Here is a 21,886-nt window from a genome sequence, read left to right on the forward strand (position 1 = left end):
CTACGCGAACGCGCACCCGCCGCGGGGTTTTCGTTGGAGTCGGAGACGATCACAGAGGACGCCGGCGTACGCCTGGTCTTCGCGGTCGGACGGGGAGGCGGTCATGGCTGACGAGCCGCGCATCGTGGTGACCGTCTCCGGTGACGGCACGGTCAGCGCCGAGACCTTGGGGCTGACCGGTGCCGCCTGCCTCGACTACATCGCGGTGCTGGAGGACCTGCTGGACGCCCGCACCGTCCACAGTGCCTATACGGCCGAGTACGACCAGGCGGCCGTGGACGCCACGGACCAGCAGGAGCTGCGCGATGTCGACCCCGCCTGACGGCCGGTGGCGGCCCACTCCCGACGTGCTTTCCACGTGGGTGGCGATCTCGCTGCTGGGAATGTGCTTCCTGAACGGTGTCGGGTTCGTCTACATCGGACTGCGGTCCCGCCGGCCGGCGTGGTGGATCCCCGGCACCGTCTACCTGCTGGCCGGCCCGGCGTACTTCGTGTACTCCGCGCTAGGGACGTCGAAAACGGGAGCGGGTTTCTGGATCTGGGGAACCGTGGCCTGGTTGGCGATCTGGGCGGTCAGCTTCGTGCACCTCTTCCTCGTCACGGCGTGGCTGACCTCGCGCACCGACCAGCCTGCCCCGGCACCCGGCCCGGCACCCGGCCCGGCGCCCGGCCCGGCGGGCGTCCCAGTCGGCCTGGCGCCACCGCCCGTGCCGGTCGACGTGAACACCGCCGGGTCCGAGCAGCTCGCGACGCTGCCCGGCTTCGCCCCGGACCGGGTGCGGCGGGTGCTGGCCGAAAGGCAGGCCCGGCGCGGCTTCGGCAGCGTCGAGGAGTTCGCCGCGGCCGCGAGCCTGGCCCCGCACGAGTTCCTCCGGGTACGCGAGCTGGTGGTGTGCGTCCCGGCCGCACGGCCGCGGCCCTCGACGGAGGGGCGGGTCCTCGATGTCTGAGCCCCTGCCGGATGAGCGCGGCGACCAGTGAGCATCTCGTTGATCCTCGTCCCGCTGGCGGTGGCCGCGGTCGCCGCCGTCAACGGCGCCCGGTCCACCCGGGACGCGACGGGGCAGGTGGTGTGCGAGGTACGGACCCGGATGCGCGACGAGCGGCTACTGGCCGCGGCGCTTGAGGAGACGGGTGCGGCGGTGACCGCCGACGAACGTGAGATCGCCGCGCAATGGGCCGGGGTACGGGCGGCGTTCGCCCGGGACACCGAAGGCGTCTGGTCGGCACACTTCACCGGAGACGTCGACGAGTCCCGGGCAGTGGAGATCATCCGGGCGGTCGACGTGGGCTACGGACGTCAGGTACAACGAGCCGTACTGGAACGGCTACGCGAACGCGCACCCGCCGCGGGGTTTTCGTTGGAGTCGGAGACGATCACAGAGGACGCCGGCGTACGCCTGGTCTTCGCGGTCGGACGGGAAGGCATTCATGACTGACAGCCGGCCCCGACCGACCTTCGGCTGGCGGGTCGTGCACAGCTGGTGGCTGCTGTTCCCGATCCTCGGACTGGGCTGTCTGAACGGCACCGGCTTCATCTACATCGGACTGCGGGCCCGCCGGCCGGACTGGTGGATCGCCGGCATCGTCTACCTGGTGGCCGGCCCGGCGTTGTTCCTGTTCGCCTCGGACGGGGGGCCCGAAAAGGAGCCGAACACCTGGTTGTCCATGGGGTGGTTCGCGGGCTGGGTGGCCAGCCTCATACACGCCTGCATCATCAACCCCGCGTGGCTGCGCTGGCGGTCCGGCTACGTGCCGTGGCACGCCCGGCGATCGGCCGTCCAGTACACCGGGGCCGGCTACCCGGCGCCACCACCCGGTCCGGTGGACCTCCCCGCCGGTCTCGCACCGCCGCCCGGCCAGTACTACGGTCAGTCCCCTTCAGAGGCGCCTGCCGCGCCGGTGCCGCAGCCTCCGGCCATACCCGTCGCGCCGGTCGACGTGAACACGGCGGAGCCCGCGCAGCTCGCCTCGCTGCCCGGATTCGACCCGGACCGGGTACGGCGCGTGCTGGCCGAACGGCAGGCCCGGCGCGGCTTCGGCAGCGTCGAGGAGTTCGCCGCGGCCGCGACCCTGGCTCCGCACGAGTTCATCCAGGTACGGGGCCTGGTCGTGTGCACCCCCATGCCGCCGGCGCCGCCACCGTCCACGGGACGGATCCTCGATGTCTGAACCCGCGCGGAGCGCTTCGCCGGACCTGGTGCGGATGGCGCGTTTCCTGGCGTCGACCCGCGCCGAGGGGCCCGGCGAACGGACGGCCGTGTGGGTGCAGGGCTGCGCCATCCGCTGCGCCGGCTGCTTCAACCCGCACCTGTGGAGCAACCGGGGCGGCGAGCCGGTGCCGCCCGACGAGTTGGCCGCCCGGGTCGTCGCCGCGGGCACCGACGGGCTGACGCTGCTCGGTGGCGAGCCGTTCGACCAGGCAGCCGCACTGGCCCGGGTGGCTGCCGGCGTGCGCGCGGCGGGCCGCTCCGTCATGACCTTCACCGGGTACCGGAGCGACGAGCTGACCCGGGCGGTCGACACCGGTCGCGACGACGTCGCCGCGCTGCTGGCCGCGACCGACCTGCTGGTGGCCGGCCCGTTCATCGCCGACCGGATCGACCGCGCGCGACCCTGGGTCGGCTCGACGAACCAGGAGTTCGTCCTGCTGACCGACCGGATCGCCGGCTCGGTCGAGGAGTTGTGGGCGGACCCGGACCGGCTGGAGGTCCACGTCGACGCGACCGGCCGGGTCGCCGTGAACGGCTGGGCCACCCCGGACGCACTCGATCATCTCCTCGCGTCGCTCTAAACAGCCTCCGGCGCCGGTGGCGGGGCTTTGTGGGCGCGGCGGGTGAGGCCGCGGGAGCGACGGTCTGGCGCACGGCGGACGTCGCGGTAGCTCAAAATGCTCGAATGGCGCGGGGAGGCCGGCGGCGTGCCGGCCTCCCCGCTTTTCGGTCTTGTCAGATGGTGCAGGTGATCGGCGCCGGCACCGTCGGGGTGCCGGTGACGGTGGCCTGGAAGCCGACCGTCACGGTGCCGCCCGCCGGTATCGAGGCGCCGAACCCGGTGCCCGTGGCGGTCGCCGCCGTGCCGACCTTGGTGACGGTCACGCCCCAGCTGTTGTAGACGCTCTCGTTACCGGTGAAGTTCCACTGCGCCGTCCAGCCGTTGATCGGCGACGTGGTGGTGTTCTCGACGACCAGGTTGACCTGGACGTTTCCGGGCCAGGTGCTGCTGATCACGTAGTTCGCCTCGCACGAGGCCGGCGCGGGGCCGGACGTACGGTACGCGGCGATGCCGGCGGCCTTGCCCGCCATGACCGCGGCGTTGTTGCGGGAGCCGGCGATGCCGGTGACCCAGCCGTTGGCGGTCACGTTCGGGTTCGAGAAGTACGGGATCCGCGTGCAGGTGGTGCAGCCGTTGGCGGCGTTGGCGTACGCCATCACCGTCCGGAGGTTCGCGGCCGGGTCGACGTGGGCGAACGCCTCGAAACCGCACGGGTTCGACGTGACGTTCGCCGGGTCGTGGTGGGCGCACATGTTGTGCCCGACCTCGTGCGGGAAGGTCAGGTTGCTGACCGCGCACGCGCCATCGGTCAGCGAGTACGCGTCGAGCTCGGCCGAGTTGCCGCTGACCGGCAGGTACCCGACGCCGCAGACCGACGTCGCGTCCGTGATGACCGAGACGAGGTCGGCGCTGTTCGCGTCGCGCTGGGTGTGCACGACGTCCACGATCCCGTCGGTCTTGCCGCGGATCCTGGCCAGGTAGGTCTGCTCGTCGGTGGTGCCGTCGGTCGCGTTCGGCGTGTAGCCCAGGTCGACGATGTTGGTGAGCGCCAGCTGCTGGTCGATCTGCGAGTTGGCGTACGTCATGTTGCTCACGTTGATCATTTCGAGGATCTCGGCCTCGATGGCGGAGACGCTGCCGAACATGGCTTGCGCGGTCTCGTCGAAGGCGACCATCATGTCGATCACCGACGTGGCCAGCGTGCCGGTGCCGCCCGTGACGGAAGCGGCCGTACCCTTCTGACCCTCCTGCGACACCGGCACGGCCTCGTTCGGGAACGTGCGGCCGTCCTCGTACACCAGGTGCCGGCCGCCGCCCAGCGGCTCGATGCCGTACTTGGCGCGCCCCTTCCACAAGGACACGTGCAGGTCACCGCCGATGAGGGTGGCGACCGCCGCTCCGCCATCGCCACCGGCCGAGTACGTGCTCGATGTCCTGCCGCCGACCGCGGCGCCCTTGCTCAGGGCCACATTCGTCGTCAGGTCGACGGTGACGTCGTCGAACAGCTCGATGGCCACCGACTCGGCCGCGAACGACGGGGAGAGCGCGGCGGCGTCGAGCTGCACCGTCCGCGCCCGCTTGGCGTCGCGCACGATCTGCGCCAGGTACGGCGACAGCGGGGCCGCCTTCAGCGATGCCGGGGCGTCGTCGAACGCGATCTCAGCCGACGTACCGGCGACGGGCTCCGCCCAGGTGCTGGCCCGCGACGGATAGGGCGCGCTCGGCGCCGCCGCGACCGGCCCGCTCAGGCCGACGAGGCCGCTCCCGACCAGGGCGGCTCCCGTCATGGCGATGCACACTTTCCGGACTCTGCGTTTCTGGTTGGACAGCAACCAACTACCTCCGGTGATATCTGGCCGTGGGACCGCTCCCACGGATCTTCCACCGTGCCGGGCAGAACTTGCGAAACTCTTACAAAGTCGTGAACCATCAGTGACACGCGTCGCTGCCCGCGTCACCGTCCACAGTCGACTAAATGACGGGCAGATGTAGGCAGGAACCGCAGAATCCACCGGGCGGCGGCGGGCCGTCCTCGGGTACGTAGACGACAGGCGTGTCGACCAGGGGATCGGTCGTCGGGATCGACTCGATCGTCGCGGGACCGGTCGTCGGGAAGCTCACCCGCACGCAGGCGATCCGGTCGCGAGTGGTCCGCATGGCGCACACCCCGACCTCCCCCGCCGACGGCTCCGACGTGAAGAGACCCTGAAACGGGGACCGCCCGCTGGGCTGGTACCAGCGCAGCCTGTCGCGGTACACCACCTCGACGTCGTTGCCGTGGTTGAAGGTGACCAGGGTGAACATGGCCTCGGTCGGATACTGCGAGCACCGCGTCAGGTCACCGCGCAGGGCGTGCCATCCGTATTCGACGACCGTGATGTCGATGAACCGCCCGGTCGCGCAGAACGCCGGTATCCAGGCATTGGTCGAGGGCTTGGTCGGCGCCGGCGTCAAGGACGGGACGGCCGCCGCCGCCGCGAACGCCTGGTCGACGGGGCCCGCCCGATGGCCGGATGTGACGAACGCCGACCCAACGGCCAGCAGCAGCGCCACGGCGAACACCGTGGCGGCGCGCAAGAACGGCCGCGCGTGCGGCTGTGACATGGACTCTCTCCCCCCGTGGGCACCATGGCCGCACACAGGAGAACACGGCGGGCGGCGCCTGTGAAGGGGCACCGTCACGCGGTTGCACGATCATGCAACCGCGTGTCGAGCGGGAGTTCGAAGTGGATGGTCTCGAAACGGGGGTCGCGCTCGTCGGCGTCGCCGCGGGCATCGTGTACCTCGACGACCGGCAGCGAGCGCCAGAATGCCTCCGCCCCCGGGACACGGGCGTTGGTGTGCAGGTAGATGGTGCGGTAGCCGCCGTCCTGGCGGGCGAAGTCGAGGCAGGCGGCGACGAGTCGGCGGGCCAGCCCGTGCCGGCGGTGCTCCGGGTGGGTCGCGACCCGCAACAGCTGCGCGACACGGGCCCGGTCGGCGTACCGGTCGGCCAGCCAGGCGGCGTGCGGCGGGCTCTGCGGGCCCCCGATCCGGACCGCCGCCGTGGCCACCACATCGGACGGTGTCGCGGCCACGAACATCGCCTGCCGGCCATTGTCCACATAGGTCTCCACCATGCGGTCGAGGTCCCAGTGCCACCGTGGCGTGTACCCGTAGCCGAGGTCGCGCTCGGCCACGTCGAGGACGAGCTCGCGCGCGCCCCGCAGGTCCGCGCCGCTGGTGGCGCGGCGGATGAGGTATCGGTCAGCCGACATGTGTTTCCCCCGTTGGATGGCAGTCGATCAACGCTCGGGTGAGCGGGTGCGTACCGTCGTCGCGCAGTGCGGCGGCGGGCAGGTCCTCGACGATCCGGCCGGCGTCGAGCACGGCGATGCGGTGGCAGAGCGCCTCCAGCACGTGCAGGTCGTGCGAGATGACCAGGGCGGCCATGCCGTGCTCGCGCACCACGTCGCCGAGCAGGTCGAGCACGCCCTGGCGCAGCGGCGCGTCCAGCGCGGTGACCGGCTCGTCCGCCACCAGCAGCCGGGGCCGTACGGCCAGCGCGCGGGCGATAGCGACGCGCTGGCACTGGCCGGTGCTCAGCTGGCCCGGCCGGCGGTGCTCCAGCCCGGCCAGTCCCACCCGGTCCAGCAACTCGTCCGCGCGTGCCCGCCGCTGCGCCCGGGTGCCGATCCGGTGGGCGTCGAGGGGGTCGGCGACCAGATCCCCGGCGGTCCGCCAGGGGTTCAGGGAGGCGCGCGGGTCCTGCGGCACCACCTGTACCAGGCGGCGCAGCGACCGCCAACCGGCCTCGGCGGGCGTGCGACCGGCGATCCGCAGCTCGCCGCCGTCGGGTCGCTCCAGCCCGACCAGGCAGCGCAGCAGGGTCGTCTTGCCGGCGCCGCTGCGCCCGGCGATGCCGACCACCTCACCGTCGGCCACGTCCAGGTCGACGCCGTCCAGCACAGGGCCGGTGCCGCGGTACCGCTTGCGCAGCCCCCGTACCGACAGCATGGCGGCGCCGTCCCGATCCGCCGGCGGGGGCACGCTGACGGCGATCCGGCGGATGCCCTGATGGCGCGGCACGCCCTCCGCCAACCGTCCATCGTGGAGCCGTCCGTCATCGAGCGTCGTGACGTCGTCGGCGAGCCCGGCGGCCAGCGCCACGTCGTGGGTGACAAGTACGACGGCGGCCCCATCGTTGGCCACCTGCCGGAGCGTCGCGGCGAGCCGGGCCCGGGCGAGGCCGTCCAGGGCGGTACTCGGCTCGTCCGCGAGCAGCACGGCCGGGCGCGGCGCCACGGCCAGGCCGACGCCGAGCCGCTGCGCCATCCCGCCGGACAGTTCGAAGCAGTACCGGGAGGCGACCGCCCGGGGATCGGTGAAGCCGGCCGCGCGCAGTACCTCCGCCACGCGCCCGCGGTCCGCTGTGCCGCCGGTCAGCCGGTCGGCCTCGCGCACCAGCGAACCGGCTCGCCGCAGCGGGGTGAGCGCCTGGGCCGGGTCCTGGGCGATCAGCCCGACGTGCCGGCCGCGTACCTGGCGCCAGGCGTCCGGAGTGGACAGATCGACCTCTCCGCCGGCGGTACGCAGCAGGAACCGCCGCGCCGACACCTGCCCCGGCGACGGCACCATCCCGATGAGCGCCCGCAACAGCGTCGACTTGCCGGACCCGCTCGCGCCGAGTATCACGTGCACCCGCCCGGCGACCAGGTCGAGGTCGATGCCGTCGAGCACGGGGAGCTGGCCGTAGGTGACGGTCAGGCCGGACACCGACAGCACAGGGGTGCTCATTCGGGCACCACCTGTCCGGCGCGGTCCAGCATGTCCCGCAGCCCCTCGGCCATGCAGGTCAGTCCGAGCACAGTGACGAGCACCGCGATGCCGGGTGCCAGTACCAGGTGCGGCGCCGACCACAGCGCGGCGCGTCCCTCCTGGAGCATGGCGCCCCACTCGGCGCTGGGCGGCTGGGCGCCGAGCCCGAGAAAGCTCAGCCCCGCCACCACGCCGATCAGTTGGGCGGCCTCCACGGCGGCCAGTACCAGCACCGGTCCGCGCAGCCGGGGCCACACCTCGTACCGCAGCAGCCGCAGGCGGCCGGCCCCCAGCGCCCGGGCGGCGACCGCGGACGGCTCCGCCAGCGCGGTGCGCACCAGCGACCGGGACAGCCGGGCGAACGGCGCCCACAGCACGATGAGTACGCCGGCCAGCGCCGTGCCCAGCGACGGCCCCCACAGCCCGACCAGCGCCAGCGCCACCACCATCACCGGAAACGCGACCAGCAGGTCGAACAGCGGCCGCGCCAACCGGTCCACGATCGACCCCACGGCGGCGACGGCGGCACCGACCAGGGTGCCGACCGACACCACGAGCGCCAGGGCCGCCGCGGTCGCCAGCAGCGTCGTCCGTCCACCGTGGAGCACCCGGGCCGCGAGGTCGCGGCCGAACCGGTCGGTGCCGAGCCAGTGCTCGACGCTGGGTCCGGCGAGGGCCGGCCCGACGCCCTGCGCGGCCGGGTCGTAGCGGGAGATCAGCGGTGCGGCGACGGCCAGCAGGACCATCAGCCCGACCAGCGCGACGCCGACCGCGAACAGCCCGCGCCCGGTGCCCCTCACGCGACCTGCGCCGCGTGCGCGACGCGCGGGTCCAGCAGGTGCTGAAGCACGTCCATCGTCCGGTTGACGACCACCACGACCGCGACCACCAGCAGCAGGTACGCCTGCACGACCGGGTAGTCCTTGGCCGAGATGGCCGAGACGGCGTACTCGGAGACTCCGGGCCACGAAAAGATCACCTCCGTGATGACCGAGGCGGCCACCAGACTCGACAGGGTCAGCCCGGCGAGGGTCAGCAGCGGGGCGAACGCGGGCCGCATCACGTGCCGGAACGTCAGGCGGGCCGTCGACGTGCCCCGGGCCCGTGCCGCGAGCGCGTACGGGCGGCCGTACTCGGTGATCAGCGACGCCCGCAGCAGCCGCGCCACCACCGGCATCGCGCCCACGCCGAGCACCACCGCCGGCAGCCACAGCCGGCGCCACGACGCCTCACCGGCCACCGGATAGCCGAACCATTCGGCCGCGTACCGCAGGCCGAGGCTGCCCAGCAGGAACGTGGGCACCGCCGTGGCCGTCAGCGACAGCACCCGCAGGGCGTGGTCGAGCAGACCGCCGGGCCGGCGGGCGGACAACGCCGCGATCAGCCAGGCGACGGTGAGCGCGACCAGGAACCCGGCACCGCCGAGCGCCGCGCTGGCCGCGACCCGGTCGCCGAGCTCGTCAGCCACCGGCCGGCCGGTGCGAAACGACGTGCCGAGGTCCAGCCGCACCACCCGGTCCAGCCAGCGGGCGTACTGCTCCGGGACGCTGCGGTCCAGGCCCAGTTCCCGGGCCCGCTGCGCCCGCGCGACCGCCTCCTCCTCAGGGCTGAGCAGGGCGCTGGCTCCCGACTCGCCGAACTCGACGTCGACGGCGTCGCCGGGCGCCGCGCGGACCAGTGCGAACACGAGCATGGAGGCGACCAGCAGCAGACCGGCCGCGGTGGCCACGCCACGGGCGACGACGGCCACCGCACCGGTCCAGGCCCGCCGGTCAGCCAAGGGTCATCGTGGGCTGCACGATGTTCTCGTACTGCAAGGGGTGCGCCACGAATCCGGTCACCTTCTTCGAGACGCCGGTGGCCAGTACCCGTGGATGCACCGGGATCGACGGCGCCAGCTCGACCATCAGCTTGTTCAGGTCGTAGACGGCGGCCGTGCGCTGGTCCTCGCTCGGCGCGCCGGCCGCCTGCGCCAGCAGGCCAGCGATCCGCGGATCGGTGTACTTGCCGTGGTTGGCCGCGCCGGCCGGCCCGATCTGGGCGGCCATCAGCTTCGCCGTGTCGCCGAGCGTGGTCCACGCCTGCGTCACCGCGTCCCAGTCCCCCTTGTCGATGGACTGGTTGATCAGCGAGCTCTCCACGTTTCGTACTTGCACGTCGATGCCGAGCCGCGCCCACTGCGCCTGCAGCACCTCGCCGGTGGCGGCCTCCGCGCCGAAGGTCAGCAACCGCAACGTCAGCTTCGTGCCGGCCTTGGCGCGCTTGCCGTCCGCTCCGACCCGCCAGCCGGCCTCGTCGAGGAGCCGCTCGGCGGTCGCCTTGTCGAACCGGACGTAGCCCTGCTTGGCGGCGTCCGGAAACGCCGGGTTGGACGCGAGCCAGCTCGACGCCGGCACGCTGAGGCCGTTGGTGGCCAGGTCGACCACCTCCTGCCGGTCGACGCCCCACGAAAGGGCCTGCCGGACCCGCTGGTCGGCCAGTGCCGGTGCGGCGGCCGATGACGGGTTCAGGTACACGGTGACGGTGTTGGCGGCCGGCTTGGCCACCAGCGCCATGCCCGGCGCCGCCGACAGCTCCTTGGCCCGGTCGGTCGGCAGGTCCTGCACGATCTCGGCCTGCCCCGAGAGCGCGATCTGCGCCCGCGCCTGCGGGTCACCGACCTTCTGTACCTCCACGCGCGCCAGGCCGGGCGTGCCGCCCCACCACCGGTCGTTGCGCTCCAGCACCATCCGCCGGTCCGACTCGAACCCGGTGATCCGGTACGGGCCGGTCAGGTCGGCTTCCTTGGGGGCGCTGGCCACGTTGTGGATGACCAACTGGTAATGGCTCAGCGCGGACGGCAGGCTGTGCGACGGCTCCTTGGTGGTGAAGGTGACGGTCCGGTCGCCGGTGGCGGCGACGGTCACGTCCTTGAGCAGTCCGGCGGCGAGCGTGTTCTCGGCGCGGGCCCGCTCCATCGACGCCACGACGGCGGCGGCGTCCACGGTGCCGCCCTTCCAGAACGTCACGCCGGGCCGCAGCGTGGCCGTCCACACCGTCGGCGAGGTGGCCTCGACCTTCTCGGCGAGTTCCGGCGCCACGGTGCCGTCGGCCCGGGTCCGCATCAGGCCCTCCGCGGCGCCGACCGAGCGCAGGTACGACGCGCTCAGCTCCGCCATCGGGTCCACGCTCGCGGCCAACGCGCTGGTCGCCACCCGCAACGTCTCCGAGCCGCCCTGTCCCGCCGTGGCCTGGCCGCCACATCCCGCCAACACCAGCACCGCGGCCGCCGCCGCGCCAAGTCTCCATCTCACGCCAGAGATCTAACACTACTTGAGAACGGTTTTCAATTCCATCTCTTGAGACGTGTAGAGTGATCCCGTCAGCGGAGCGACGAGGGAGGTGAGCCCGGTGAACACCCAATGTCACGTCTGGGCGCTCCACCCGGCCATCCCATCCATCTGACCTCGCGTCGGTGGAGCGCCCTCCTAACCGGAGGACCGATGACCTTCTCCCCGTTCCACATCGCCGTGCCCGACGAGGCACTCGACGATCTGCGGAGCCGGCTGAGCCGCACCCGCTTCACCACCCGCAGCGGCGATGAACCGTGGCGCGCCGGCACCGACCCGGACTACCTGCGGCACCTGGTGAGCTACTGGCTCGACGAGTTCGACTGGCGCGCTCGCGAGGCCGAGCTCAACGCGCTGCCGCACTACCAGGCTCAGATCGACGGCCAGCGCCTGCACTTCCTGCACGTACCGGCGGTGCGCCCGGCCGGCGCGCCGGCACCACCGCCCCTGCTGCTGAGTCACGGCTGGCCCAGCTGCTTCGTGGAGATGCTGCCGCTGGCCGATCGCCTGACCGATCCCGCCAAGTACGGCGGCGACCCCGCCGACGCATTCGACGTGGTCGTACCGTCACTGCCCGGCTTCCTCTACTCGGACCTGCCCAAGGGCCCACTGACCCGCGCCGCGATGGCACAGGTGCTGCATCGGCTGATGACCGACGTCCTCGGCCATCACCGGTACGGCGCCTTCGGCGGCGACATCGGCGGTGTGGTGTCCGGCTGGCTGGGCGCCCTCTATCCCGAGCAGGTGGCCGGCATCCACATGATCCACGCGCCGTTTCCCGCCAGCTTCGACGCCCGCCCGCTCTCGCCCGCCGAGCAGGCGTACCTCGACGCCGAGGCGGCGTACGACCTGACCGACGGCGGGTACAGCGCCATCATGGGTACCCGGCCCGACACCCTCGCCGCGGCGCTGGCCGACTCACCGGCCGGGCTGGCGGCCTGGCTCGTCGACAAGTACCGGGACTGGAGCGACAACCACGGCGACCTGGAAAACAGCTTCGACCGCGACACCCTGCTCACGATCATCACCCTGTACTGGACGAGCGGCGCGATCGGCACGTCGTTCCGGCAGTACCTCGACTTCGACCACAACAGCCCGCGACCCGACATCACCGTGCCGGCCGCGGTCACCCTGAGCACCGAACCCGCGCAGGCGGGCCTGCCCCGCGAGCTCGCCGAACGGGCGTGCACCGATCTGCGGCACTGGAGCGAACCGGGCAGAGGCGGGCACTTCATGCCGCTGGAGGAACCCGAGCTGCTCGCCGGCGAGATGACGCGGTTCTTCACGTCACTTCGCCCGTCCTAGCAACCAGATCATGAGGGAGCCGGCTCGATCCGGCTCCCTCGATCTTGGTCGGCTAGCCTCGTCCGGGTGACCGCAGACCTGCCGACGTTCGAGTTCGCCTTTCCCGGACCGCTGCGCGACAAGCTCGTCGCCGCCGTACTGGACGGGACCAAGACCACCACGACCGGCCTGCTCCAGGACTACGAGATCGAGGGCGAGCCGCTACCGGTCGCGGGCACCAGAGCTGCCGTGATCGACTCCGCCGGCCAGCGGGTCGCGGTCATCGAGCTGACCGAGGTGCGGGTCGAACGGCTCGGCGATGTCGACCTCGACCACGCCCGCGACGAGGGCGAAGGCCACGACTCCGTCGCGGCCTGGCGGGCGGGGCACGAGGAGTACTGGCACGGGTCCGACTACCGCGGCTGGCTCGGTGACCCGGACTTCACCGTCGACGACGGCACGGAAGCGGTACTGGAGCGGTTCCGCGTCGTCGAGAGGCTCTGACCGCACTCGTTAACACCGCGCTCGTTAACACCATGTTCGCGGCCCCGCTCCTACGTTCCCGGCATGAGAACCCGAAGGAGCGGCGCCACCCGGACCGCGACGGTCGCGCTGGCGCTCGGCGCCACACTGGCCGTGACGGCCGCCTGTACCGCCGACGACCCGGCGCCGGACCGCCCGACCGTCTCGGCCAACCCGCGGTGTGACGCGAGGCTGGACGCGGCTTTCAGCGCGTGGGCGCGGGCCGGCTTCAGCGGCGCCGTCGCCATCTCGACCGGTGACCGGTTCGAGTGCCTCGCCGGCTACGGGGCGGCCGACGACGCCACCGGCGCCCGGAACACCGCCGACACGGTCTACAGCATCGGATCGGTCACCAAGGCGTTCACCGCCACCGCGATCCTCAAGCTCGTCGAGGACGGGAAGCTGTCCCTCGACGACCCGGTCGGCAAGCTGGTGCCGGCGATCGTCGGGCCGGTGGCCACGGCGACGGTACGCCAGGTGCTGCTGCACACCAGCGGGCTCGGCGGTTCGATCGGCGCCGACGACCAGCCGCTCGACCGGGCCGGCGCGATCGCCGCGATCAACAAGCTGGAGCTGGTCTTCCCACCCGGCAAGGGCAACGCCTACTCCAACGCCGGGTACACGCTGCTGGCCGCCATCATCGACACCGTGTCCGGCATGCCGTACCGGGACTACACGCGCACGCGGGTCCTGACCCTGCCCGGCGGTACCGTCACCGGCGGCTTCTGGAGCGGCCGCCCGCCCGCCGCCGGCCCCCGCGCGGCCGGGTACCTCGACGACGGCAGGCCCGGCCACACGGGCGACTTCGCCGGTCCATATTGGACGACGGAGGGCAACGGCTCGCTGGCGATGACCGCCAGGGAACTGGCCACCTGGGCCCGCGCGCTGTTCCGCGGCACGCTGGTCGCACCGGAGTCGGCCAGGCTCGCCGCCGCTCCCGGCTACCCGGCGGGCGACGGCCGGTCGTACACGCTGGGCGGCTGGGTGGCGTTCGACGCCCGGGTGTACGGCAAGCCGGTCGTGGCCATCGCCGGCGGTGGCGGCGACGTCGGGCACAACGCGGCGGTCGGGTGGATTCCCGAACGGGACCAGGTGATCGTCATGTCGTCCAACCGCTCGGTGCTCACCGCCGAGAAGCTGCTGGCCGCGACGGTACCGTCACTCGTTTCCGGCGACCCGCTGCCGACGCCGTCCGCGCCGGCCGGCGGTGGCGACCCGGCCGCCCTCACCGGCGGGTACCGGCTCGACACCGGCGGGTCGTACGAGGTGACCGTCGCCGACAACCGCCCCCGGATCTCGGCCAGCGGCGCGGACGCGGTCGGCGCGCTGTTTCCACCCCGCGGCCGCTTCTCCGCCGGCGACCTGCGCGAGCACGAGAGGCGCGTGCTGTCCATGCTCGCGGGTAAGACCCGGGAGGGCCGCGAAGAGCGCAAGGCGGTGGAAGCCGAACACGGACCGATCTCCACCGTGGCCGCCGCCGGCACCATCGTCGCCGAGGGCGAGATGCGTACGTACGTCACCCTCACCACCCGCGACGGCCCGCGGCTCGGCTGGTACGCGGTCGACGAGCACAGCAACATCGGCGCGGTGGAGCTGCCGACCGATCCGCCGGCCCTGGCGCTGGTACCGGTCGGGACGCACCGGTACCGCCCGGACGACCCGACCGGTACCGGCCCGGACGTGACCCTCGACTTCGCCGGCGGCACGGTGACCGTCTCCGGGCCGGCCGGCACGGCGACCGCTGCTAGGAAACCGTGATGTACGCGGACAGCGCGCGGAGGAAATCGGCCGCGTCGAAGATCTCGCCAGCGGAGGCGACACCGGTCGTCTTCGTCCGGCCGTCGAGGATGCGCTGGACCGCCTCGACCGCCAGCGGCGCGCTGATGGCGTAGATGTCCTGGCCCCTCGCCACGGCGCGCCGCCGGTCCTCGCCGGAGCGCACGACCACGTCGACGGTGAACGTCTGCGCGGACCGGCCCAGCTCGTCGACCGCCGCCGGCGCGGGCGTCTCCGGGGCGGCCAGCTCCCGGGCCGCCTCGACGGTCATGTACGTGCGGACCTCGGGGATGGGCAGGTGACTGGGGACGGTGACGACGTCGGCCATCGTGAAGTCGCCGAAGACGTCACGGGGGCCCATCGGGGCGGGGAAGTCCCACTCAAGGGTCGGCAGGGCGCCCTCGGCGGGGTAGTACTCCAGCCGGCCACCGCGGAAGCGGACGCGCTGGCCGTCGCGCCGGTCCCGGGAGACGGTGCCGGAGGCCACGGTGCCGGCGGTGGGGTGCCAGCCGCTGAGCCCGTACGCGATGTGCGCCTCGTCGGCCGCGGTCCAGTCGCCCATCGCGGCCGTCACCAGCAGGTCGCCGAGCCCGCCGTAGAAGGCCATCGCCGGTACCACCGCGACGCCCGCGGCCTTGGCGCGGTCGGTGAAGTGCGCGAACGTGTCGACGTTGGCCTCGATCTCGGCGGCCACGTCGACGTACGGGATCCCCGCGCGCAGGGCGGCCTCGATCAGGGGGCCGGCGGTCGAGGCGAACGGGCCGGCGCTGTTGACGACCGCGGCGGCGCCCTTCAGCGCCTGATCGAGCGAGGCCGGGTCGTCGACCGAGGCCACCTGGTACTCGAGCCCGGGGTGTGACGCGGCCAGCGCCTGGAGCTTGGCGGCGTCGCGACCGACCAGCAGCGGTACGAGCCCGCGGTCACGCAACTCCGTCACCACGAACCGCCCGGTGTGCCCGTACGCCCCGAACACCGCCACGGTCTGACCTGCACTCATCTTCGCTCCTTGAAAGATCGACTTTCGCTTCTTGAAAGATCGACTAAGGAGATCGTGGCAGCAGGGGACGCCCCCGGACAGTGTCTGGAACGCCATGCCCCATACAGTTTCGGACATGACCACGATCGCGCTCGCCGCCACCGACGGGATGCTGCATTTCGAACTCGCCACGGTGTGCGAGGTCTTCGTCCGTGACCCTTCCGGCCAGGCGGACCCGTGGTACGACGTGGTGGTCTGCGGCTCGGGCCCGGTGCGGGTCGGGCGATTCTGGGTGGAGCCCGACGACGGTCTGGAGCGGCTCGCCCGCGCCGACACCGTGATCGTCCCCGCCGTGGAGGACGTCGACGCGGACGTGCCACCCGACCTGCTCGACGCCGTCCGCACGGCCCACCGGGCGGGCGCCCGGATGGTGTCGCTGTGCACCGGCGCCTTCGTGCTGGCCGCCGCCGGGGTCTTCGACGGGCTGCGCGCGACCACGCATTGGGCGCACACCGACGTGCTGGCGGCCCGCTATCCACGCGTCGAGGTCGACCCGGACGTGCTCTACGTCGACAACGGCGATGTGCTCGCCTCCGCCGGCAAGGCAGCGGCGATCGACCTGTGCCTGCACCTGATCCGCCGCGACCACGGCTCGACGGTCGCCAACGCCGTGGCCCGTCGGCTGGTCGTGCCGCCGCACCGCGCCGGCGGGCAGGCCCAGTTCGTCACCACCCCGGTGCCGGCCCGTGACGACCATCCCCTCGTCAACCTGTTCCCCTGGGCGATGGAACGGTTGGACCGGCCGTTGACGGTGGAGGATCTGGCCCGCCAGGCGAACATGAGCTCGCGCCACCTGGCCCGCCACTTCAGGTCGGTGACGGGTACCACGCCGCTGCAGTGGCTGTCGACGCAGCGCATCCGCCGCGCCCAGGAGTTGCTGGAGAACACCGACAACAGCATCGACGCGATCGCGGAGGCGGCCGGCATGGGCACCGCGACGACGCTGCGCCGGCATTTCCACCGCACCGTCGGCGTACCACCGGACGCCTACCGCCGCACGTTCCGGAGCAGCTGACCCCCATCATGGTGTATACGTGCGGTGTATACACCATGGTGTACAGTCGCTGGCATGTCTATTGGCCAGACCTTCCTGGGGCTGCTGGAGTCCAGCCCCAGGCACGGATACGACCTCAAGCGCGCCTACGACGAGCGGTTCGGCCGGACCCGACCGCTGCCGTACGGCCAGGTCTACGCGACGCTGTCCCGCCTACTCAAGAGCGGCCTCGTGGAGGTGGACAGCGTCGAGCCCGGCGAAGGGCCGGAACGCAAGCGGTACGCGATCACTGAAGCCGGCGTCACCGACGTCGACCGCTGGCTGTCCCACGCGGAGAAGCCCGAGCCGTACCTGCAGAGCGTCCTCTACACCAAGGTCGTGCTGGCGCTGCTCACCGACCGGCCCGCGGCCGACCTGCTCGACACCCAGACCGCCGAGCACCTGCGGCTGATGCGCGAGCTGACCCGGCGCAAGGACGGCGGCGACCTCGCCGAGCAGCTCATCTGCGACCACGCCCTATTCCACCTGGAGGCCGACCTGCGCTGGCTGGAGCTGACCGCGGCGCGCCTGGACGAGCTGGCGCGGGAGGTGCGGTCGCATGGCTAAGTTGCTGGTCGCCGACGGCCTGCGCAAGGCGTTCGGCCAGACGCCCGCGCTCGACGGCGCCTCGATCAGCGTCGGCGCCGGCGAGATCGTAGCCGTGATGGGCCCGTCCGGCTCGGGCAAGTCGACCCTGCTGCACTGCCTGGCCGGGATCACGCAACCCGACGCCGGCAAGGTGCGCTACGAGGGCCGCAAGCTCACCGAGATGACAGACCGCGAGCGCAGCGCGCTGCGGCGCGGAAAGTTCGGCTTCGTGTTCCAGTTCGGCCAGCTCGTACCGGAGCTGACCTGCCTAGAAAACGTGGCCCTGCCGCTGCGGATGGATCGGGTGCGCCGCCGCGAGGCCGAGCGCCGCGCCACCGAGTGGCTCGAACGGCTGGAGGTGACCGACGTCGCCGGCAAGCGACCCGGCGAGGTCTCCGGTGGCCAGGGCCAGCGGGTCGCCGTGGCGCGGGCGCTGGTCGCCAACCCACGAGTGATCTTCGCGGACGAGCCGACCGGCGCGCTCGACTCGCTCAACGGCGAGCGGGTGATGCGCCTGCTGACCCAGAGCGCCCGCGAGTCGCACGCCGCGGTGGTACTGGTGACGCACGAGGCGCGCGTCGCCTCGTACTCGGACCGCGAGGTCGTCGTCCGCGACGGCCGCGTCCGCGACCTGACGGGTGCCAGCCGTGGATGATTTTCTCCTGGGTGCTCGGATGGCGATCGCCGGCGGGCGCGACGGCTGGACCCGTGCCCTGCTGGCCGCGGTCGCCATGGGCATCGGAGTGGCCGCGCTGCTGATCGCCACCGCCGTGCCCGGCGCGCTGGACTCCCGCCAGGACCGCATCGACGCCCGCCGCCCGGCATCGTCCGGTGATATCCGCGCCCCCGGTGACGCGCCCGCCGCGGCCAACACGCTGCTGATGACGGAGCTGTTCGACGCGGCGTTCCGCGACCAGGCGGTGTACGCGGCCCTGGTGCGTGCCGTGGGGCCGGACGCGCCGCTCCCGCCCGGCGTCACCCGCCTGCCCCAACCCGGCGAGGTGATCGTCTCCCCCGCGCTGCGCGACCTGCTGGCGTCCAAGGACGGCGACCTGTTCGCGCCCCGGCTGGAAGGCGCCCGGATCGCCGGCACCATCGGACCCGCCGGCCTGGCCGGTCCCGGGGAGTTGGCGTACTACCTCGGCACCGACAAGCTGACACTCGACAACGACCAGGCCGTCACCGCGTTCGGCGACACCAACACCGCCGAGTTCAGCCCGATCCTCGCGCTGCTCATCGTGGTCATCTCGGTCGTACTGCTGCTGCCCATCGCGGTGCTCATCGGCACGGCCGTACGGTTCGGCGGCGAGCGGCGCGACCGGCGCCTCGCCGCCCTGCGACTGGTCGGCGCCGACGAGCGGATGACCCGCCGCGTCGCGGCCGGCGAGGCGCTCGCCACCGCGCTGCTGTCCCTCGCGGCGGGCGCGGTCTTCTTCCTGCTCGGCCGCCAGGTGGTGCCGCTGTTCACCCTCTGGGACGTCAGCCTGAACGCGGGCGACCTGAGTCCCAGCCCGCTGCTCGCCCTCGCCGTGGCGCTGGCCGTGCCGGCCCTGGCGGTGGCGGTCACCATGGTGGCGATGCGCGGCGTGGTGGTCGAGCCCCTCGGCGTGACCCGCCGCGCCGGCACCACCCGCCGCCGGCTGTGGTGGCGGCTGATCCTGCCGCTGGCCGGCCTCGCCGCGCTCTATCCACTGTTCGGCGACATCCGCTCCAGTACGGTCGACAACCGGTACCAGATCGCGGCCGGCGCCATCCTGCTGCTGTTCGGCGCGGTGGCCCTGCTGCCCTGGGTCATCGACCTGGTCGTACGCCGCATCCGGGGCGGGGCGGTGCCCTGGCAGCTGGCGGTCCGCCGCCTCCAGCAGGACAGCGCCACCTCGGCCCGCATGGTCAACGGCGTCGCCGTGGCGGTCGCCGGCACGATCGGGCTCCAGATGCTCTTCGCCGGCGTGGAGGGCGACTTCCGCACCGACACCGGCGCCGACACCTCGCGGGCCGACATCATCGCGCAGAGTACGAACGGCGACGGGCGGGAGCTGCCGCGTCGGCTGCGCGCCGTCCCCGGCGTCACCTCGGTGGCGAGCATCCTCCAGACGACCGCCATCAAGGCCGATAAGCCGGAACTGTTCACCCTCGTCTTCGTGGCCGACTGTGCGGGGCTGGCCGAGGCTCTCGTGCTGGAGCGCTGCGCGGACGGCGACGTGTTCGTGGCCAAGCCCTCCGGCAACGTCCTAGGTCCGTACTACGCCGCCGCGCCAGGTGACCAGATCCTGCTCGGCGCCGACAAGCAGCTGGCGTGGACGGTGCCGGCCCATCTCCGGGAGGTGCCCGGCCGCTCGGACCCGGGTGGCTTCAACCGCGGTACGGGCCTGTTCATCACCCCAGGCGCGGTCGACACCTCCCGGTTCGGCCCGCTGGAGGGATGGGTATCGCTGCGCACCGACCCCGCGGACCCCGACGCGATCGAGCGGGTGCGCAACGCGGCGGCCGCGGTCGACCAGCGAACCTTCGTCTACCGCCTGAGCCGCGTCGACGAGGCCAACCGGTTCGTCAACGTGCGGCGCGGGCTCTACATCGGCGCCCTGGTCACGCTGCTGCTGGTCGGCGCGAGCCTGCTCGTCGGCCTGCTGGAGCACCTGCGCGAGCGGCGCCGCCTGCTGGCGATCCTGGTCGCCATGGGCACGCGGCGCGGCACGCTGCTGTGGTCGGTGGTGTGGCAGACCGTCGTACCGGTGGTCCTGGGGCTCGCTCTCGCGGTCGGCTTCGGCCTGACGCTCGGCGCGGTCCTGCTCCGCCTGGTGACGGTGCCGATCGCGGTCAACTGGGCGGTCGTGGGCCTGTCCGTGGCGCTGGCGGCCGCGGTGATGACCGTAGTCACGCTGCTCAGCCTTCCTCCGCTGTGGCGCCTGACCCGCCCCGACGGCCTCCGCGCCGAATAGCGCGACGCGCCCGCTCCCCCAGGCGACAGGTGGAGCGGGCGTGCGGCGGCGGCAATAAACTGTGCGCGTGGACGAGCGGCCCGAGCGCCGGCTGCTGGATGTCACGATCGAGGTCGCCGGCGACCGCGTCACGATCGTGGCGCCCCGCGGCGAGCTGGACGTCGACACCGCCGCGCAGCTGAGGGCGACCATCGACGGCCTGCTGGCCCGCGGCACCACACGTATCGTGGTCGACCTGTCCGGGCTGGGCTTCTGCGACTCGGTCGGGCTGTCCACATTCACCGTCGCCAGCGCCGCCTGTGCCCGGGCGGGTGGATACCTGCGGCTGGCGGCCCCCACCGCCTTCCTGGCCCGCCTGCTGGACGTCGTCGGCCTGCTCCAGCGCCTGCCCGTGTACGCCACCGTCGACGCCGCCCGCCACGGCGACACCGCCGGACTCGTACCCCCTCCAGACCCCGGCCCGCAGCGCCCATAGACCTGCGTTCTATGGCCGCCGGTGGTGGACGTTGCGCTGGGGTTTGCGGTCGGGGTCCACATAGGGCGGTGGGATGAACTCGGGTCTGCCGTCGGCGGCGATGCGGACTTCCCAGTCGCCGCGGTGGATGAGCCGATGGTGATACTGGCAAAGCAGGACACCGTTGTCGAGGGCGGTGTCGCCACCGTCGGTCCAATGTCTAATGTGGTGCGCGTCGCACCATCGCGGCGGTCGATCACACCCCGGAAACGCACATCCGCCATCCCTGACGACCAGCGCCCGCCGCAGCGGCCCGGTAAACAGTCGCCGCGACTGCCCGACGTCGAGGATCTGCCCATCGCCGCCGAGCACCACCGGAAGAATGCGAGCATCACACGCCAGCCGCCGCACCTGCTCGACGGTAAGCCGCTCCCCAGAGTCCAGCTGCCCGACCCGCAGCTGCCCGCGAACCACGTCATACGGCACGGTGAGGGCGATCTGTGGCCGGTCACCACCGTTGTCCGGCAGTTGTTCGGTGCGCAGGGCGAGTCGGCAGATTTCCACGAGGGCGTCGGCCCGCCGCTGGGCCGGTGTGCGGTCAAGGTCAGGCTTGCACAGCGGATCCAACGCGGCGTCGACGATCGCGGCAGCTTCGGCGTCGAGCCAGCCGGTGACCCGGAAACGGCCATCACCGTTGTTGGTCAACGTGAACGCCCGCGTCTGCTCAGCCCGCTTCTCCTCCCGCTCGGTCGCCCGCCGGTCGGCGTCTTCGGCCACCTCTGGCGCCACATGCGCCAGGATCCGAGCACCGATCCTGCGCAAGGCCGTCGGCTCCCAACCGGCGTGCTCCTCGACCAGGGTCTTCTCGGCCAGATCCACCACATCCGGCGACACCTCGCCAGCCAGGTCATGGACCGCCTTGGCAACCACCTGCGCCTGCTCGACGTTGACCGCCGCGCTCGACAACGCGGCATCCAGCACCGGCCGCTCATCCAACACCCGCGCCAAATCAACCATCCGACGCGCGGCATTGACGCTCACCCGCAAACGCCCGCGCAACCACACAGCGGTGCTCGCCGCCTCCTGCGCGATGGGCAGACTCCGGCCGTCGATCTCCCGCACCAAATGCAGCCTGACCGCCGCCAGCATCTGCTCCGCGTCATGGACCGCGCGCACAGCGCCGACGAGGTCGGCATCGGGCAGCGACCACACCGGGGCGCCGGCACACTGCCCGGCGATCTCCCTCAGCTGCTCCAACGCCTCTCGCACACATCAATTCTCGTACATCCGTGCGATGATCACCGCCCCGAAAGGCGCCACGCCGACACGACACGCCGAAGCCGGAAAAAATCA

General features: G+C 72.4%; 22 protein-coding genes. 13 read left to right on the plus strand and 9 right to left on the minus strand.

The features are described from left to right. Nucleotides 1-103: 103 nt before the first annotated feature. From QMG73_RS44240 to QMG73_RS44260, 5 genes are read left to right on the plus strand one after another with little or no spacing between them, the layout of a single operon-like run. Nucleotides 104-322, plus strand: coding sequence for a DUF2997 domain-containing protein (locus QMG73_RS44240; RefSeq protein ID WP_281905938.1), 219 nt, complete (start codon nucleotides 104-106; stop codon nucleotides 320-322). Then, entirely contained in the window at nucleotides 306-950 is a 645-nt protein-coding gene (locus tag QMG73_RS44245; protein ID WP_281905939.1) for a ComEA family DNA-binding protein, read from the plus strand. Before QMG73_RS44240 ends, QMG73_RS44245 begins: the two co-directional genes overlap by 17 nt. A gap of 27 nt (nucleotides 951-977) precedes the next feature. Next, entirely contained in the window at nucleotides 978-1,439 is a 462-nt protein-coding gene (locus QMG73_RS44250) for a hypothetical protein (RefSeq protein ID WP_281905940.1), read from the plus strand. Continuing rightward, nucleotides 1,432-2,172 carry a ComEA family DNA-binding protein gene (locus tag QMG73_RS44255; RefSeq protein ID WP_281905941.1) on the plus strand — a complete coding sequence of 247 codons (741 nt, stop codon included), beginning with the start codon at nucleotides 1,432-1,434 and terminating at the stop codon, nucleotides 2,170-2,172. Before QMG73_RS44250 ends, QMG73_RS44255 begins: the two co-directional genes overlap by 8 nt. Beyond that, nucleotides 2,165-2,794, plus strand: coding sequence for a 4Fe-4S cluster-binding domain-containing protein (locus QMG73_RS44260; RefSeq protein ID WP_281905942.1), 630 nt, complete (start codon nucleotides 2,165-2,167; stop codon nucleotides 2,792-2,794). Before QMG73_RS44255 ends, QMG73_RS44260 begins: the two co-directional genes overlap by 8 nt. 154 nt (nucleotides 2,795-2,948) lie before the next feature. Here QMG73_RS44260 and QMG73_RS44265 read toward each other — a convergent pair whose 3' ends face one another. The 7 genes from QMG73_RS44265 to QMG73_RS44295 form a co-directional block, all read right to left on the minus strand. Then, nucleotides 2,949-4,562, minus strand: a complete 1,614-nt coding sequence (locus tag QMG73_RS44265; protein WP_281905943.1) for a cellulose binding domain-containing protein — start codon at nucleotides 4,560-4,562, stop codon at nucleotides 2,949-2,951. A 184-nt stretch (nucleotides 4,563-4,746) separates the two neighbouring features. Then, nucleotides 4,747-5,379 (minus strand): hypothetical protein, encoded by a 633-nt coding sequence (locus QMG73_RS44270; protein WP_281905944.1) that lies wholly within the window; start codon nucleotides 5,377-5,379, stop codon nucleotides 4,747-4,749. A gap of 74 nt (nucleotides 5,380-5,453) precedes the next feature. Then, the gene (locus QMG73_RS44275; RefSeq protein ID WP_281905946.1) at nucleotides 5,454-6,032 is read right to left on the minus strand and encodes a GNAT family N-acetyltransferase; all 579 of its coding nucleotides are present in this window, start codon (nucleotides 6,030-6,032) and stop codon (nucleotides 5,454-5,456) included. Continuing rightward, on the minus strand, nucleotides 6,022-7,551 hold the full coding sequence (locus QMG73_RS44280) for an ABC transporter ATP-binding protein (protein ID WP_281905948.1): 1,530 nt from the start codon (nucleotides 7,549-7,551) through the stop codon (nucleotides 6,022-6,024). The genes QMG73_RS44275 and QMG73_RS44280 overlap by 11 nt, the downstream gene beginning before the upstream one ends. Beyond that, nucleotides 7,548-8,372, minus strand: coding sequence for an ABC transporter permease (locus QMG73_RS44285; protein ID WP_281905949.1), 825 nt, complete (start codon nucleotides 8,370-8,372; stop codon nucleotides 7,548-7,550). Before QMG73_RS44285 ends, QMG73_RS44280 begins: the two co-directional genes overlap by 4 nt. Continuing rightward, entirely contained in the window at nucleotides 8,369-9,352 is a 984-nt protein-coding gene (locus QMG73_RS44290) for an ABC transporter permease (RefSeq protein WP_281905951.1), read from the minus strand. The genes QMG73_RS44285 and QMG73_RS44290 overlap by 4 nt, the downstream gene beginning before the upstream one ends. Further along, nucleotides 9,345-10,865 carry an ABC transporter substrate-binding protein gene (locus QMG73_RS44295; RefSeq protein ID WP_281905953.1) on the minus strand — a complete coding sequence of 507 codons (1,521 nt, stop codon included), beginning with the start codon at nucleotides 10,863-10,865 and terminating at the stop codon, nucleotides 9,345-9,347. The genes QMG73_RS44290 and QMG73_RS44295 overlap by 8 nt, the downstream gene beginning before the upstream one ends. 189 nt (nucleotides 10,866-11,054) lie before the next feature. Here QMG73_RS44295 and QMG73_RS44300 point away from each other — a divergent pair, with 189 nt between their 5' ends. The 3 genes from QMG73_RS44300 (at nucleotide 11,055) to QMG73_RS44310 (ending at nucleotide 14,465) form a co-directional block, all read left to right on the plus strand. Beyond that, nucleotides 11,055-12,206, plus strand: coding sequence for an epoxide hydrolase family protein (locus tag QMG73_RS44300; RefSeq protein ID WP_281905954.1), 1,152 nt, complete (start codon nucleotides 11,055-11,057; stop codon nucleotides 12,204-12,206). Nucleotides 12,207-12,272: 66 nt separating this feature from the next. Continuing rightward, nucleotides 12,273-12,689, plus strand: coding sequence for an ASCH domain-containing protein (locus QMG73_RS44305; protein WP_281905955.1), 417 nt, complete (start codon nucleotides 12,273-12,275; stop codon nucleotides 12,687-12,689). A 63-nt stretch (nucleotides 12,690-12,752) separates the two neighbouring features. Further along, complete coding sequence (locus tag QMG73_RS44310; RefSeq protein WP_281905957.1) at nucleotides 12,753-14,465, plus strand: serine hydrolase domain-containing protein; 1,713 nt, start codon at nucleotides 12,753-12,755, stop codon at nucleotides 14,463-14,465. Here QMG73_RS44310 and QMG73_RS44315 read toward each other — a convergent pair. Then, nucleotides 14,452-15,480, minus strand: coding sequence for a saccharopine dehydrogenase family protein (locus QMG73_RS44315; RefSeq protein WP_281905959.1), 1,029 nt, complete (start codon nucleotides 15,478-15,480; stop codon nucleotides 14,452-14,454). The two genes, QMG73_RS44310 and QMG73_RS44315, sit on opposite strands and share 14 nt — an antisense overlap. A 115-nt stretch (nucleotides 15,481-15,595) precedes the next feature. Here QMG73_RS44315 and QMG73_RS44320 point away from each other — a divergent pair, with 115 nt between their 5' ends. The 5 genes from QMG73_RS44320 to QMG73_RS44340 all read left to right on the plus strand — a co-directional run bounded on the left by QMG73_RS44320 (nucleotide 15,596) and on the right by QMG73_RS44340 (nucleotide 20,554). Then, nucleotides 15,596-16,534, plus strand: coding sequence for a helix-turn-helix domain-containing protein (locus QMG73_RS44320; RefSeq protein ID WP_281905960.1), 939 nt, complete (start codon nucleotides 15,596-15,598; stop codon nucleotides 16,532-16,534). 54 nt (nucleotides 16,535-16,588) lie between these two features. Then, nucleotides 16,589-17,119, plus strand: a complete 531-nt coding sequence (locus tag QMG73_RS44325) for a PadR family transcriptional regulator (RefSeq protein ID WP_281905961.1) — start codon at nucleotides 16,589-16,591, stop codon at nucleotides 17,117-17,119. After that, nucleotides 17,112-17,795 carry an ABC transporter ATP-binding protein gene (locus tag QMG73_RS44330; protein ID WP_281905962.1) on the plus strand — a complete coding sequence of 228 codons (684 nt, stop codon included), beginning with the start codon at nucleotides 17,112-17,114 and terminating at the stop codon, nucleotides 17,793-17,795. The genes QMG73_RS44325 and QMG73_RS44330 overlap by 8 nt, the downstream gene beginning before the upstream one ends. After that, nucleotides 17,788-20,079, plus strand: coding sequence for an FtsX-like permease family protein (locus QMG73_RS44335; RefSeq protein ID WP_281905963.1), 2,292 nt, complete (start codon nucleotides 17,788-17,790; stop codon nucleotides 20,077-20,079). The genes QMG73_RS44330 and QMG73_RS44335 overlap by 8 nt, the downstream gene beginning before the upstream one ends. A gap of 67 nt (nucleotides 20,080-20,146) precedes the next feature. Continuing rightward, a complete protein-coding gene (locus QMG73_RS44340; protein WP_281905964.1) occupies nucleotides 20,147-20,554 on the plus strand; it encodes an STAS domain-containing protein in 408 nt (135 codons plus the stop codon). Nucleotides 20,555-20,563: 9 nt separating this feature from the next. On the opposite strand, the gene QMG73_RS44345 is transcribed toward QMG73_RS44340, so the two are convergent. Beyond that, nucleotides 20,564-21,802 carry an HNH endonuclease signature motif containing protein gene (locus tag QMG73_RS44345; RefSeq protein WP_281905967.1) on the minus strand — a complete coding sequence of 413 codons (1,239 nt, stop codon included), beginning with the start codon at nucleotides 21,800-21,802 and terminating at the stop codon, nucleotides 20,564-20,566. Nucleotides 21,803-21,886 lie beyond the last annotated feature (84 nt).

This window comes from Phytohabitans aurantiacus (assembly GCF_027923225.1).
Taxonomy (GTDB): Bacteria; Actinomycetota; Actinomycetes; order Mycobacteriales; family Micromonosporaceae; genus Phytohabitans; species Phytohabitans aurantiacus.